13 protein-coding genes are annotated in these 12,376 nt (G+C 69.9%); 6 read left to right on the forward strand and 7 right to left on the reverse strand.

Annotation, left to right across the window (positions count from 1 at the left end):
• Window positions 1–15: 15 nt before the first annotated feature.
• The 6 genes from U4Z31_RS18220 (at window position 16) to U4Z31_RS18245 (ending at window position 6,017) form a co-directional block, all read left to right on the forward strand.
• Entirely contained in the window at window positions 16–1,050 is a 1,035-nt protein-coding gene (locus tag U4Z31_RS18220) for a glycosyltransferase family 1 protein (protein WP_321810993.1), read from the forward strand.
• Window positions 1,047–1,583: a diacylglycerol kinase gene (locus tag U4Z31_RS18225; protein WP_044844680.1), complete on the forward strand. Its 537-nt coding sequence runs from the start codon at window positions 1,047–1,049 to the stop codon at window positions 1,581–1,583. Before U4Z31_RS18220 ends, U4Z31_RS18225 begins: the two co-directional genes overlap by 4 nt.
• A gap of 192 nt (window positions 1,584–1,775) precedes the next feature.
• Window positions 1,776–2,531 carry a TetR/AcrR family transcriptional regulator gene (locus tag U4Z31_RS18230; RefSeq protein WP_044844681.1) on the forward strand — a complete coding sequence of 252 codons (756 nt, stop codon included), beginning with the start codon at window positions 1,776–1,778 and terminating at the stop codon, window positions 2,529–2,531.
• Complete coding sequence (locus U4Z31_RS18235; RefSeq protein WP_044844682.1) at window positions 2,528–3,109, forward strand: TIGR00730 family Rossman fold protein; 582 nt, start codon at window positions 2,528–2,530, stop codon at window positions 3,107–3,109. The genes U4Z31_RS18230 and U4Z31_RS18235 overlap by 4 nt, the downstream gene beginning before the upstream one ends.
• A gap of 22 nt (window positions 3,110–3,131) precedes the next feature.
• Window positions 3,132–3,893, forward strand: a complete 762-nt coding sequence (locus U4Z31_RS18240; RefSeq protein ID WP_321810994.1) for an SDR family oxidoreductase — start codon at window positions 3,132–3,134, stop codon at window positions 3,891–3,893.
• Window positions 3,894–4,121: 228 nt separating this feature from the next.
• Complete coding sequence (locus tag U4Z31_RS18245; RefSeq protein WP_321810995.1) at window positions 4,122–6,017, forward strand: glycosyl transferase; 1,896 nt, start codon at window positions 4,122–4,124, stop codon at window positions 6,015–6,017.
• Window positions 6,018–6,110: 93 nt separating this feature from the next.
• Here U4Z31_RS18245 and U4Z31_RS18250 read toward each other — a convergent pair whose 3' ends face one another.
• From U4Z31_RS18250 to U4Z31_RS18280, 7 genes are all read right to left on the reverse strand, one after another.
• Complete coding sequence (locus tag U4Z31_RS18250) at window positions 6,111–6,728, reverse strand: DUF924 family protein (protein WP_044844684.1); 618 nt, start codon at window positions 6,726–6,728, stop codon at window positions 6,111–6,113.
• Window positions 6,725–7,456 (reverse strand): alanyl-tRNA editing protein, encoded by a 732-nt coding sequence (locus U4Z31_RS18255; protein WP_321810996.1) that lies wholly within the window; start codon window positions 7,454–7,456, stop codon window positions 6,725–6,727. The genes U4Z31_RS18250 and U4Z31_RS18255 overlap by 4 nt, the downstream gene beginning before the upstream one ends.
• A 104-nt stretch (window positions 7,457–7,560) precedes the next feature.
• Entirely contained in the window at window positions 7,561–7,971 is a 411-nt protein-coding gene (locus U4Z31_RS18260) for a group II truncated hemoglobin (RefSeq protein ID WP_044844686.1), read from the reverse strand.
• Window positions 7,972–8,013: 42 nt separating this feature from the next.
• Entirely contained in the window at window positions 8,014–10,629 is a 2,616-nt protein-coding gene (locus U4Z31_RS18265; protein WP_415750289.1) for an ABC transporter permease, read from the reverse strand.
• Complete coding sequence (locus U4Z31_RS18270; protein WP_040144699.1) at window positions 10,626–11,243, reverse strand: DUF4126 domain-containing protein; 618 nt, start codon at window positions 11,241–11,243, stop codon at window positions 10,626–10,628. The genes U4Z31_RS18265 and U4Z31_RS18270 overlap by 4 nt, the downstream gene beginning before the upstream one ends.
• Window positions 11,244–11,465: 222 nt before the next feature.
• The gene (gene sugE / locus U4Z31_RS18275) at window positions 11,466–11,786 is read right to left on the reverse strand and encodes a quaternary ammonium compound efflux SMR transporter SugE (RefSeq protein ID WP_321810997.1); all 321 of its coding nucleotides are present in this window, start codon (window positions 11,784–11,786) and stop codon (window positions 11,466–11,468) included.
• Between the two features lie 178 nt (window positions 11,787–11,964).
• On the reverse strand, window positions 11,965–12,249 hold the full coding sequence (locus U4Z31_RS18280; RefSeq protein WP_044844690.1) for a DUF333 domain-containing protein: 285 nt from the start codon (window positions 12,247–12,249) through the stop codon (window positions 11,965–11,967).
• Window positions 12,250–12,376: the final 127 nt, after the last annotated feature.

Here is a 12,376-nt window from a genome sequence, read left to right on the forward strand (position 1 = left end):
AGGACACATGCCGCGATGAAGATCATGATCGTCACCGACGCGTGGGAACCGCAGGTCAACGGCGTCGTGCGCACGCTGAAGAGCACCACCCGTGAACTCACCGCGCTCGGCCACCGGGTCGAAATGCTGACGCCGCTGGAATTCCGCACGGTGCCCTGCCCGACCTATCCCGAGATCCGCCTGTCGATCCTGCCGTACCGCACGCTGCGCGCGCGGATCGATGCGTTCGCCCCCGACGCGCTGCACATCGCGACCGAAGGCCCGCTCGGCCTCGCCGCGCGACGCTATGCACGCGCGCGCAAGCTGCCGTACACGACCGCGTATCACACGCGCTTTCCGGAATACGTGCAGGCGCGCTTCGGGATTCCGCTGTCGGCGACCTACAAGTTCCTGCACTGGTTCCACGGGCCGTCGCTCGCGGTGATGGCGCCGACCCCGGTCGTGAAGCAGGATCTCGAGAAGTTCGGCTTCACGAACGTCGTGCTGTGGACGCGCGGCGTCGATCTCGACATCTTCCGGCCGATGGAGTCGAAGGTGCTCAACACCGCCCGGCCGATCTTCCTGTACGTGGGCCGCGTCGCGATCGAGAAGAACGTCGAGGCGTTCCTGCGCCTCGACCTGCCCGGCTCGAAGTGGGTCGCGGGCGAAGGTCCGGCGCTCGCCGAGCTGAAGTCGCGCTACCCGGAAGCGAACTATCTTGGCGTACTGTCGCAAGCCGAGCTCGCCAAGGTGTATGCTGCGGCCGACGTGTTCGTGTTCCCGAGTCGCACCGACACGTTCGGCCTCGTGCTGCTGGAAGCGCTCGCGTGCGGCACGCCGGTCGCCGCCTACCCCGTCACGGGCCCGATCGACGTGCTCGGCGGGGGCGCTGCCGGCGCGATGCACGAAGACCTGCAGGAAGCCTGCCTGGAGGCGCTGAAGATTGAACGCGAGACGGCCCGCGCGTGGGCCGAACGCTTCTCGTGGCGCGCGGCGTCCGAGCAGTTCGCGTCGCATCTGAAGCCGCTGCCGAAGACTGCGTACTCGCCCGCCGAAGGTGCCGCCGTTTGAAACGAGACCTGAACGACAAGACTCCGTCCCCTGCCATCACGGCGCCACTGCATCGTCCGTTCGACGAAGAAGAGCCGCACGCCGACGCGGACGTGCACCCGCACGAACCGCTCGGCCCCGACGATCGCCTGGCGCCGCTGCCGCCGAACCCGTACAAGCGCCACCGCGGCATCACGCGCGCGTGGTACGCGCTCAAGCATTCGCTGAACGGGTTTCGCGTCGCGATCCGCGAGGAGAGCGCGTTTCGCCAGGAGCTCACGCTCGCCGCGCTGATGCTGCCGATCGGTGCGTTCTCACCGGTCCCCGCCGCATCGCGCGCGCTGCTGATCGCGTCGGTGCTGCTCGTGCTGATCGTCGAGCTGCTGAACTCGAGCGTCGAGGCCGCGATCGACCGCATCTCGCTCGAGCGCCACGAATTGTCGAAGCGCGCGAAGGATCTCGGCAGCGCGGCGGTCACGGTCGCGCTGTTCGCGTGCGTGACGACGTGGGGCTTCGTGCTCGGGCCGGTGATCGCCCGCTGGCTCGGCTTCTAGCAACCCCCGCGACGCCGCCCGCGTGCGGCGGCGCACCATGCGCGGAACGCATCGCGATCACGAAATGCGCCCGATGCAAGGAAACCGCGGTTTATAATCGTCCGCCAGACTTAGAACAGCAACCCGCGCCGGACGAATCCCGCAGCATCGATTGCAGCGCCCGCCAGTCCGGCACACACAGGGCCGGACGACATGGAAGCGAAACCTCCCCGCCGCACCCGCGAACGGATTCTCGAGTTGTCGTTGAAACTCTTCAACGAGATCGGCGAGCCGAACGTCACGACCACGACGATCGCCGAGGAAATGGAAATCAGTCCAGGCAACCTGTACTACCATTTCCGCAACAAGGACGACATCATCAACAGCATCTTCGCGCAGTTCGAGCAGCAGATCGAACGGCGGCTGCGCTTCCCCGAAGATCACCGTCCGACGATCGACGAGACCTGGTCGTACCTGCAGTACATGGCCGATTTCATGTGGACCTACCGGTTCCTGTATCGCGACCTCAACGACCTGCTCGCGCGCAACCGCACGCTCGAGACGCACTTCAAGCAGATCATCAGCCACAAGGTGCGCTTCGCGCACGAGATGTGCGAACTGCTCGTGTCCGACGCCGAAATGGTCGCGACGCCCGCCGAGATCGAAGTCATCGCCACCAACATGGCGGTGATCTCGACGTACTGGCTGTCGTATCAGTACGTGATGCATCCGCGCAAGTACAACGACCAGGACGCGATCCGCGAAGAGCTGCACCAGGTGAGCATGCACGTGATCTCGATCATGGCCCCGTACCTGCGCGGCCGTTCGCGCCAGCTGTTCGACGATCTCGTCTCCGGCAAGCTGCCCAAGCGCCAGTTCACCGACTACCTGCCGCCGCGCGACGGTTCGCCGCGCCCCGCGGGCAGCCCGGTCGCCGCCAAGCCCGCCGCGAAGGATACGAAACAATGAAGGCAGTCTGTGTGTACTGCGGCTCGTCGTCCGGCGTGCGGCCCGTCTATGCGGACGCCGCGCGCGCATTCGGCCGCGCGCTCGTCGATGCGGGCCTCACGCTCGTCTACGGCGGCGGCCGCGTCGGTTTGATGGGCGTGATCGCCGATGAAGTGATGGCGGCCGGCGGCCGTGCGGTCGGCGTGATCCCCGAGTTGCTCGTCGACAAGGAAGTCGGCCATACGGGGCTGTCCGAACTGCACGTCGTACCCGACATGCACCACCGCAAGAAGATGATGGCCGACCTGTCCGACGCGTTCGTCGCGATGCCCGGCGGCGCCGGCACGCTCGAGGAATTCTTCGAGGTCTATACGTGGGCGCAGCTCGGCTATCACCGCAAGCCCGTCGCGCTGTACAACATCGATTCGTTCTACGATCCGTTGATCGCGCTGCTGCGCCATACGGTCGACGAAGGCTTCATGCGCCCGGCCTACTTCGACGCGCTGTGCATCGACGCCGAACCGGTCGCGCTGATCGAACAGCTGCGCCGCTACCAGCCGCTCGCCCAGGACAAGTGGGCAACCGACGCGGCCAAGTAACCTTCATCAGGAGCCGCACGCGATGCCCGCACCGTCCGAGCGCAAGGCTGTCCTCATCACCGGCGCGAGCCGCGGCATCGGCCGCGCGACCGCCGTGCTCGCGGCCGGGCGCGGCTGGGACGTCGGCATCAACTACGCGCGCGACGCGGCGGCCGCCGAACTGACCGCGCAAGCCGTTCGCGACGCCGGCGCCCGCGCGTGCGTCGTCGCCGGCGACGTCGCGAACGAAGCGGACGTCATCGCGATGTTCGATACGGTCGCGACCGCGTTCGGTCGCCTCGACGCGCTCGTCAACAATGCGGGGATCGTCGCGCCGTCGCTGCCGCTCGCCGACATGCCGGTCGAACGGCTGCGGCGGATGTTCGACACCAACGTGCTCGGCGCCTACCTGTGCGCGCGCGAAGCCGCGCGCCGGCTGTCCACCGATCGCGGCGGGCGCGGCGGCGCGATCGTCAACGTGTCGTCGATCGCGTCCCGGCTCGGCTCGCCGAACGAGTACGTCGACTACGCGGGCTCGAAGGGCGCGGTCGATTCGCTGACGGTCGGCCTCGCGAAGGAACTCGGCCCGCACGGCGTACGCGTCAACGCGGTGCGCCCCGGCCTGATCGAGACGGAAATCCACGCGAGCGGCGGCCAGCCGGGCCGCGCGGCACGCCTCGGCGCGCAGACGCCGCTCGGCCGCGCCGGCGAAGCGCAGGAGATCGCGGAAGCGATCGTCTGGCTGCTCGGCGACGCGGCGTCTTACACGACGGGCGCCCTGCTCGACGTCGGCGGCGGCCGGTAATCCCGCCCCAAAAGGCGGAAAAACGGCCGACCGCGGCCGTCCGTGGTCACGACACCACAAATCTCCACAATATCGCGGCTGTTTCGGTAAACATCCGTAACGGTTCCGTGTTCTACTAGCGCCAAGCCAAAAACGGCCGGTCATCCGGCTGTCATTTCGCCTCGATGCGACCCTTATTGGTCCCGGCCCATGTCGCCGGACCGGCTTGACCCGACCGAGATCTTTTCCATGCCAGGAACCGCAGCGCCCGGCCGGCGACGCACGGCCGTGCCCGCTTCGGCCGCGCACGCACGCTCAGCCGCCGATCCCAACCTCAGCGCGACACTCGATGGCGCCGGCACGCCTGCCGTGGCCGGCGCCGCCGCACCGAACGCCACCCGCGATCGCGTCCTCCGGCTCGGCTGGCGCGTCTGGCTGCTGGTTGCCGCGCTGGTGTGCGCGTATACGCTGCCGGGCGTGCTCGGCCACGATCCGTGGAAGCAGGACGAAACCTATACGTTCGGCATCATCCAGCACATGCTCGAGACGGGCGACTTCGTCGTGCCGACCAGCGCCGGCCAGCCGTTCATGGAAAAGCCGCCGCTCTACGCATGGGTCGCGACGAGCCTCGCGTGGCTGCTGCAGCGGGTAATGCCGCTGCACGACGCGGCACGGCTCGCGAGCGCGCTGTTCGCGGCGCTCGCGTTCGGCTTCATCGCTCGCGCGGCCCGCAGTGCCGGCCGGGCCGACAGCTGGCTCGACCTGCGCGTGATCGGCCCCGTCGTGCTGAGCGCGGGCACGCTCGTCGTGATCAAGCACGTGCACGACATGATGACGGACGTCGCGCTGTTCGCCGGCACCGCAATGGGCTTCTGCGGCCTGCTCGAGCTCGTGATGCGGCACGTCGCGCAGGCGCGGCAGCTGCGGCACGGGCTGCCGGTGCGGCCGTCCGGCCGCTGGGCCGCGCCGCTCTTCGGCGCGGGTGTCGGCATCGCGCTGATGGCGAAGGGGCTATTCGTGCCGCTCGTGTTCGCGGCCACGCTCACGGGCGCGCTGGTGCTCTACCCCGCCTGCCGTACGCGCGCGTTCGCACGCTCGCTCGGCGTCGCCGCGCTGGTGTTCGCACCGTTCGCGCTCATCTGGCCGACCGCGCTGTTCCTGCGTTCCGAGACGCTGTTCATGACGTGGTTCTGGGACAACAACGTCGGCCGCTTCTTCGGTTTCTCGGTGCCGGAACTCGGTGCGGAAAACGACAAGCCGTTCTTCATCCTGCGTGCGTTCCTGCTGCTCGGCTTCCCGGTCGCGCCGCTCGCGATCGTCGCACTGGCGCGCGGCGCATGGCGCGACTGGCGCACGCCGCGCATCGCGCTGCCCGTGCTGTTCGCCGGGATCGGCCTCGCGGTGCTGCAAGTGTCCGCGACCTCGCGCCAGCTCTACATCCTGCCGTTCTTCGCGCCGCTCGCGCTGGTCGCCGCGCAGGCGATCGAACGCCTGCCGCGCGGGCTGCATCTCGCATGGGACTACCTGAGCCGCCTGCTGTTCGGCACCGTCGTCGCGCTCGCGTGGATGATCTGGGCGGTCATGGCCGATCCCGGTGCATCGCGTGCGAACCTCGCGGTGCTCGGCCGCTGGCTGCCGCTCGACTGGACCATGCCGATCGTGCCCGGGCTCGTGATCGGTGCGCTCGCGCTGACGGTCGGCTGGCTGTCGCTGCTGCCGAAGCTGCGCACGACCGGCCTGTGGCGCGGCGCGCTGTCGTGGGGCGCAGGCGCGCTGGTCGCGTGGGGTCTCGTTTATACGCTGCTGCTGCCGTGGCTCGACGTCGCGAAGAGCTACCGATCGGTGTTCGACGACCTGAACGCGCATCTCGCGCTCGAGTGGAGCGACGGCGACTGCATGGCGAGCCTGCACGGGCTCGGCGAATCGGAAGCGCCGATGATGTACTACTTCTCCGGTATCCAGCACACGCCGATCGACGACGCGAAGACGACGCGCTGCACGTGGATGATCGTCCAGGGCGTGCGGGCCGTCGATCCGGCACCGGGCAGCGAATGGAAACTGTTCTGGACCGGCGCCCGCCCGGGCGACGACGAGGAGCTGCTGCGCGTCTACGTGCGCACGCCCGAAGCGCACGAAACGAAGTAATGCAAGGCGGCGCCGCGAAACGGCGCCGTCGTCATTTCCACAAGACCAGGCAAGCGGCGCGCGAGCACGGCTTCATGCCCGCCATCCCGCCCGTCAAAACGACGAGCCGGGCTCGCGCAGGAATGCCGCCTCCGCATCGGTCGATGCACGGCCGAGAATCGCGTTCCGGTGCGGAAAACGGCCGAAACGCCCGATCACGGCCGCATGACGCAACGCGAAGTCGTGATAGCTCGCACACCCGGCCTCGCCGCGAATGCCAGCGCACAGGCGCACGGCCTCGCGCTGGCTCGCGTCCGACTCGTCATGTTCGAACGGCAGGTACGCAAACGCGCGGTGATGGCCGCTCGGCAACTGCGCGTCCCACCCGGCCGCGACGACGCGCCGCGCAAGGGCCAGCGCTCTCGGATCGGCGGCGAACGCGCGCGGCGTGCCGCGATGAATGTTGCGCGAGAACTGGTCGAGGACCACGATCAGCGCGAGCGCGCCGAGCGGCGTGTCGGCCCAGTGATCGCACGCGCCGTCGCACGCGGCGTCGAGCAACGCACCGTAGCGCGTACGAAGCACGTCGTCGAACGCCGCGCCGCCGTTGAACCACACCTTGCGCGCATGGCCGAACGCCGCCGAATCCGGTTCGCCGAACCAGAAATCGAGAATCTCGCGCGCTTGCGGATCGAGCGCCGCGGCGCTGTCCGTCAGGTTGTCGATCGTCATGCAAACTCCAGCACGAGGCGCCGTGTCCGCGCACTCTTCTTTTCAAGTCTGGCGACCCGCAGGTCGCCGATTTCCGACGAATTGCGCACATGCGTGCCGCCGCACGGCTGCAGATCGACACCTTCGATGCGCAGCAGCCGCACGCGGCCCAGCCCCAGCGGCGGCTTCACGCTCATCGTGCGCACGAGCTCGGGGCGCTCGGCCATCTCCGCGTCGGTGATCCATTCGGTCGTGACCGCATGCGCGCCGTGGACCAGTTCCGCGAGACGGCGCTCGACGTCGACGCGGTCGATCGTGTCCGACGTCGCGAAATCGAGCCGCACGTAGTCGGCCGTCACGCTGCAGCCGTCGACCGGGTAAGGCAGCACCGCGCACATCAGGTGCGCGGCCGTATGCAGCCGCATGTGCCGGTAGCGGCGCAGCCAGTCGATGTCCGCGACCACGCGCGCGCCGGGTGCGAGCGCCGCGACGCGCGCTTCCTGGCCCGCCTCGGGCACGTGCACGGCATCGTCGGGGGTTGCGCCTTCGAACTTCGCCTTGCGCGTGTCGACGATCGCGATCGTGCTGCCGTCGGGCAGCGTCAGCGTGCCGCTGTCGCCGGCCTGCCCGCCGCCGAGCGGATAGAACACGGTGCGGTCGAGCCGGATGCCGTCTTCGCCGACGGCCGCGACGACGGCCTCGCACTGCGTCAGATAGGCATCGTCGCGAAACAGGGCCTGGGTCATCATCGGGCGAACCTCGTATCGATGGGGAAACGACCAGTGTCGCGCCGCACCGCGCCGGCCGCCCAGACGCAGTTCGCCCGGCGTCCGGACAGCGGCGTACCGGTCGATCAACCGGGCCGGTTGCGCATCCAGTCGGCCGTGTCGTAGAACGAATGCATGAGCCGTTCGCGCAGCGGCTCGGGCAACCCGACGTCCTCCATCGCCCACGCCATGCAGCGCAGCCACTGATCGCGCTCGACCGACGCGATCGGGAACGGCAGGTGCCGGGCGCGCAGCCGCGGATGGCCGAACCGGCTGATGTAGTGATCGGGGCCGCCGAGCCAGCCGCACAGGAACCAGAACAGCTTGTCGCGCGAGCCGTCGAGCGACGCCGGATGCAGCGCGCGAATCTCCGCGAACTCGGGCTCGAGGTCCATCAGGTCGTAAAAACGGTCCACCATCTCGCGCACGCGGGCTTCGCCGCCCACGAGCTCGAACGCCGTCGGCTGCGACGGCGCTTCATCATTCACATCGGTCATACGGATAATCGGAAACGGGATAGTCGGGGCCGCCGGCGACGCTCACGCGTCGCGCAGCGACTGCAGCGCCGGGCGCCGCAACACATTATGCAGGCTCAGCCAGCCGGCCGCACCGGCGCACGCGACGCCGGCCGCGATGCCGGCCGGCACGAGCCACGGATCGATGGCGAGCCGGAACTCGAACACGCGCGACGCGAGCACCCAGCCGACCGCGATCGCCCCCGCCGCAGCCAGTGCGCCGGCCAGCGCGCCGACGACGATGAATTCCGCGCGCTGCACCGCATTGACCTGCGCGCGCGACGCGCCGAGCGCGCGCAGCAGCGCGGCCTCGCGCACGCGCTCGTCGCGCGAGCCGGCCAGCGCCGTGTACAGCACCAGCACGCCCGCCGCGAGCGTGAACGCAAACAGGAACTGCACCGCGCCGACCACCTGCAGCATCATCCGTTGCAGCTGCGCGAGGATCGGCGCGATGTCGATCGCGGTCAGGTTCGGGTAGCGCGCGATCAGCGGATCGAGCAGCGCCGCCTGCTCGGCCGGCTGGTGGAAGCTCGTCAGGTAGACGGCCGGGAAATCCTTCAGCACCGGCGGCGGCATCAGCACGAAGAAGTTGACGCGGAACGTGCCCCAGTCGAGCTTGCGCACGCTGGTGATCGGCGCATCGACCGTCAGCCCCGTCACGTCGAAGCGCAGCGTGTCGCCCGGCTTCACGTTCAGCGTCTGCGCCAGCCCGGCCTCGATCGATATCTGCGGGCTGGCCGAATTGCCGAACCAGTCGCCTGCGACGATCCGGTTGTCGGGCGGCAGCTCGGTCGTATACGAAAGGTTGAATTCGCGGTCGACGAGACGGCGCGCCTCGTCGGACGGATACGCTTGCGGGTTCACCGGCTTGCCGTTGATCGCGACGAGCCGGCCGCGCACCGTCGGCGCGGGCACCGCATCGCGCACGCCGTGCGCGGCGAGCCACGCCGCGACGTCGTCGCGCTGGTCGGGCTGGATGTCGATCAGGAACTGGTTCGGTGCATCGGGCGGCATCGACTGCCGCCAGCCGGCGACGAGATCGTTGCGCGTGATCGCGATCAGCAGCAGGCACATCAGGCCCAGCGCGAGCGCGGTGATCTGCAGCGCGCTCGCCGTGCCGCGCCGGTGCAGCGACGCGAGCGCATAGCGCCAGCCGATGCCCGCCGCCACGTGCGCATCGCGCACCGCGCGCGCCGCCGCGTACAGCACGAGCCGCGCGATCAGCGAGAAACCGACCAGGGCGCCGGCGAACCCGCCCGTGACGATCAGCCCGAGCTTCAGGTTGCCCGCCGCGACGATCAGCAGCCCCGCGAACAGCACGACACCGAGCGCATACGCGGCCCACGCGGTGCGCGACGCGTCGCCCCAGTCGCGCCGCAACACGCGCACCGGCGGCACGCGCGTGAGCGGCGCGAGCGGCGGCAACGCGAAGCCGAGCAGCAGCACGAGCGCGGTGCCGATACCGACGAGCGCGGGCCAAAGCGTCGGCGGCGGCAGCGCGACGTCGATCAGGCCGCCGAGCGCCGCCAGGAGCGCCCAGTGGCCGCCGTAGCCGAGCACCGCGCCGGCGACGCCCGAGACGATGCCGAGGCCGGCGAATTCGAGCGCGAACAGCGCGCCGAGCGTGCGCCGGCTTACGCCGAGGCAGCGCATCGTCGCGCAGCCGTCCAGATGGCGCCGCATGTAGCGCTGCGCGGCCATCGCGATCGCGACCGCCGCGAGCAGTGCGGTCAGGAGCGCGACGAGCGTCAGGAAATGGCGCGCACGATCGAGCGTCTGGCGCACTTGCGGCTGGCCTTCCTGCAGCGATTCGAGACCGACGCCGCGCAGCTTGCCGCCGTCGACGCGCCCGTGCGCATAGGCCTCGAAGCGCGCGACGGCCGCCGGGTCGCCGGCGACCAGCAGCCGGTACGTGACGCGGCTGCCGTAGCCGGTGAGTCCGGTCGCGGCAAGCTCGTCCGCGCGCATCATCAGCCGCGGCGAGAAATTGACGAACGAGAAGCCGCGATCGAGTTCGCGGGAGATCGACGCGGCGACCGTGAACGTGCGCAACCCGACACGCACGGTATCCCCCGCCTTCAGATGCAAAGCATCGAGCAGCGCGGGATCGGCCCACACGGTGCCGGGCGCGGGAATCGCGGCCGCCTTGTGCGCGGCGGCGGTGCCGGCCGGCACGATCTCGACCGCGCCGCGCAGCGGATAGCCGGGCGACACGGCCTTCACGGCCGCGAGGCGCGCGGGCGCCGCGTCGCTCGCCTGCCGGCCGGCGGCCGACGCGATCATGCTCGGGAAGATCGCGGTCGTCGCGGTGCGCAGGCCGAGCGCGCGCGCCTCGCGATCGAACGACGGATCGACGGGATGGTCGGCACGCACGACGAAATCGGCGCCGAGCATCTGGCGCGCGTCGCGCTCGAGCCCCTGGCGCAACCGGTCGGCGAGGAAACCGACGCTCGTCAGCGCGGCGACCGCGAGCACCAGCGCGAGCACCAGCAGCGTCAGTTCGCCGGCACGCCAGTCGCGTGCGGTCATCCGTGCGGCCTGGCGGATCAGGTCGTGCCAGCCGAAGCGGCCGGCATGGCCGGGCCGCCCGGCCGGCGAAGGGTCAGGACGCTGTCGCTCGGCGGTTGACGGCGCCTTCAATCGCGCTTGCCCCCGATCGAGTTGAGCCGCGACACCATGTGGTTCGCCATCCCGCGGAAGCCGCCCGACACGCCGCGCCACAGACGCGGCAGCGCCCAGGCCGACGCCGCGATGAACGCCGCGAGCAGCACGAGGAACGCGAGCGGAACGAAGAACGCGAGTGCGAGGCCGCCGAACACGAGGCCGTCTTCGGTGGACGATGCGACCCAGTTCGAGATCGGCTCGGGAGACAGGTTGATCAGCGCGCGCGTGCCAGCCTTCGCGACGTGCGCGGCACCGGCGAGCGAGCCGCCGGCCAGCCCGGCGACCGCGAGCACGGTCGGGTCGGCATGGCCGAGCGCACCGGCGGCCAGCACCGCGCCGGCCGGAATGCGGATGAAGGTGTGGACCGCGTCCCACAGCGAATCGAACGCGGGAATCTTGTCGGCAAGGAATTCGGTGACGGCGAGCACGGCGGCGGCGCCGATGACCCACGGCGACGTCAGCACCGCCAGCGTGTCGGGCAAATGGAGCCAGCCGACCCGCGCGAGCACGCCGGCGATCAGCACCGTCAGGTAAAGGCGCAGCCCGCTCGCCCACGCGAGCCCCGCGCCGAGCGAAATGGCTTCGATCATGGCCGTCTCCTTGCACTTTCCGTGCGCTTTGCCGATTGATCGGATCGAGTCGGTATGACCGGCCGCGCGGCGCGTGGCAACCGGTGCCGCCTGCCGGGAACGGCGCAGCGGCATTCAGGCCCGAATGCGTTCCATTATAGACAGGCTGGCAGGCGGGCCGCCGCAATTCCGCAGTGCGTCATGGCCGGGCGCGGGCGCCGGCCGGCGTCCGGCACGGCGGCGTCACGCAGCCGACGACAGCTTCAGGCCGATCAGCCCGAGCACGATCAGCGACGCGCTCGCGACGCGGGCGGCGGTGAGCGCCTCGCCCATCATCACGATCCCGAACACGAACGCGCCGATCGCGCCGATGCCGGTCCATACCGCATACGCGGTGCCGAGCGGCAACTGGCGCATCGCGACCGCGAGCAGCCCGAAGCTGGCGAGCGCCGCCACGATCGTCAACACCGACGGTCCGAGCTTCGTGAAACCCTCGGACGATTTCATGCCGGCCGCCCAGGCCACTTCCAGCAAACCGGCGATCAACAACCATACCCACGCCATCTCGACGTACTCCGGATCGGATGGGGCCGTCCCCGTTGAAGCGAATGGCCCGGGGTCGTCCCCGGGCGGCGCCGAGTATAACAAGACGCTTACGGGCATGCCGGATGCACCGGCCGGGGGCGAACGGAGGGATCGCTGCGACGCGTGGCCCGCGCACCGCCGCCCGGCCTGCCCGGTCTCAGTTCGACACGCGTTTGGCGCCGCCGCCGCCGACGCAACGGTCGTCGCGGTACAGCGCCCATTCGTCGCACACCCGGCCGTCCTTGAACACGCACATGCCGACCTGCCCGCTCGACAGGTTGCGGATCACATGGCGGCCGCCGAGCTTCTCGCAGTTGACCGACGCGGGATTGGCGAGCGCCTGTTGCGGCGCCGAAGGCTGCTGCCCGGGCGGCAGCGGCTGGGCAAACGCGCCGGGCGCAGCGAGCGCCAGCGCACAGATGACGACCAGACGGACGGACATTGCACGCTCCTCGATTTCGTTCGCGGAACGGTCAGCATAGCGGGGAATCCGTGGCCGGTGTGCGCGGCCCGCGCATGCGGCGGCAATGTCGCGCCGAAGCAACTTCACCGGCGTGCGGCCTTGCATT

It is taken from the genome of Burkholderia sp. BCC1985 (assembly GCF_905339915.1).
In the GTDB taxonomy this organism is placed as follows: Bacteria; Pseudomonadota; Gammaproteobacteria; order Burkholderiales; family Burkholderiaceae; genus Burkholderia.

Bases quoted from the DNA above. Each gene is read 5' to 3' on its own strand.
- U4Z31_RS18250 (WP_044844684.1), bottom strand. From the start codon at position 6,728: ATGACGATCGACAACCTGACGGACAGCGCCGCGGCGCTCGATCCGCAA.
- U4Z31_RS18255 (WP_321810996.1), bottom strand. From the start codon at position 7,456: ATGATGACCCAGGCCCTGTTTCGCGACGATGCCTATCTGACGCAGTGC.
- U4Z31_RS18235 (WP_044844682.1), top strand. From the start codon at position 2,528: ATGAAGGCAGTCTGTGTGTACTGCGGCTCGTCGTCCGGCGTGCGGCCC.
- U4Z31_RS18270 (WP_040144699.1), bottom strand. From the start codon at position 11,243: ATGATCGAAGCCATTTCGCTCGGCGCGGGGCTCGCGTGGGCGAGCGGG.
- sugE (WP_321810997.1), bottom strand. From the start codon at position 11,786: ATGGCGTGGGTATGGTTGTTGATCGCCGGTTTGCTGGAAGTGGCCTGG.
- U4Z31_RS18230 (WP_044844681.1), top strand. From the start codon at position 1,776: ATGGAAGCGAAACCTCCCCGCCGCACCCGCGAACGGATTCTCGAGTTG.
- U4Z31_RS18240 (WP_321810994.1), top strand. From the start codon at position 3,132: ATGCCCGCACCGTCCGAGCGCAAGGCTGTCCTCATCACCGGCGCGAGC.
- U4Z31_RS18280 (WP_044844690.1), bottom strand. From the start codon at position 12,249: ATGTCCGTCCGTCTGGTCGTCATCTGTGCGCTGGCGCTCGCTGCGCCC.
- U4Z31_RS18220 (WP_321810993.1), top strand. From the start codon at position 16: ATGAAGATCATGATCGTCACCGACGCGTGGGAACCGCAGGTCAACGGC.
- U4Z31_RS18245 (WP_321810995.1), top strand. From the start codon at position 4,122: ATGCCAGGAACCGCAGCGCCCGGCCGGCGACGCACGGCCGTGCCCGCT.
- U4Z31_RS18260 (WP_044844686.1), bottom strand. From the start codon at position 7,971: ATGACCGATGTGAATGATGAAGCGCCGTCGCAGCCGACGGCGTTCGAG.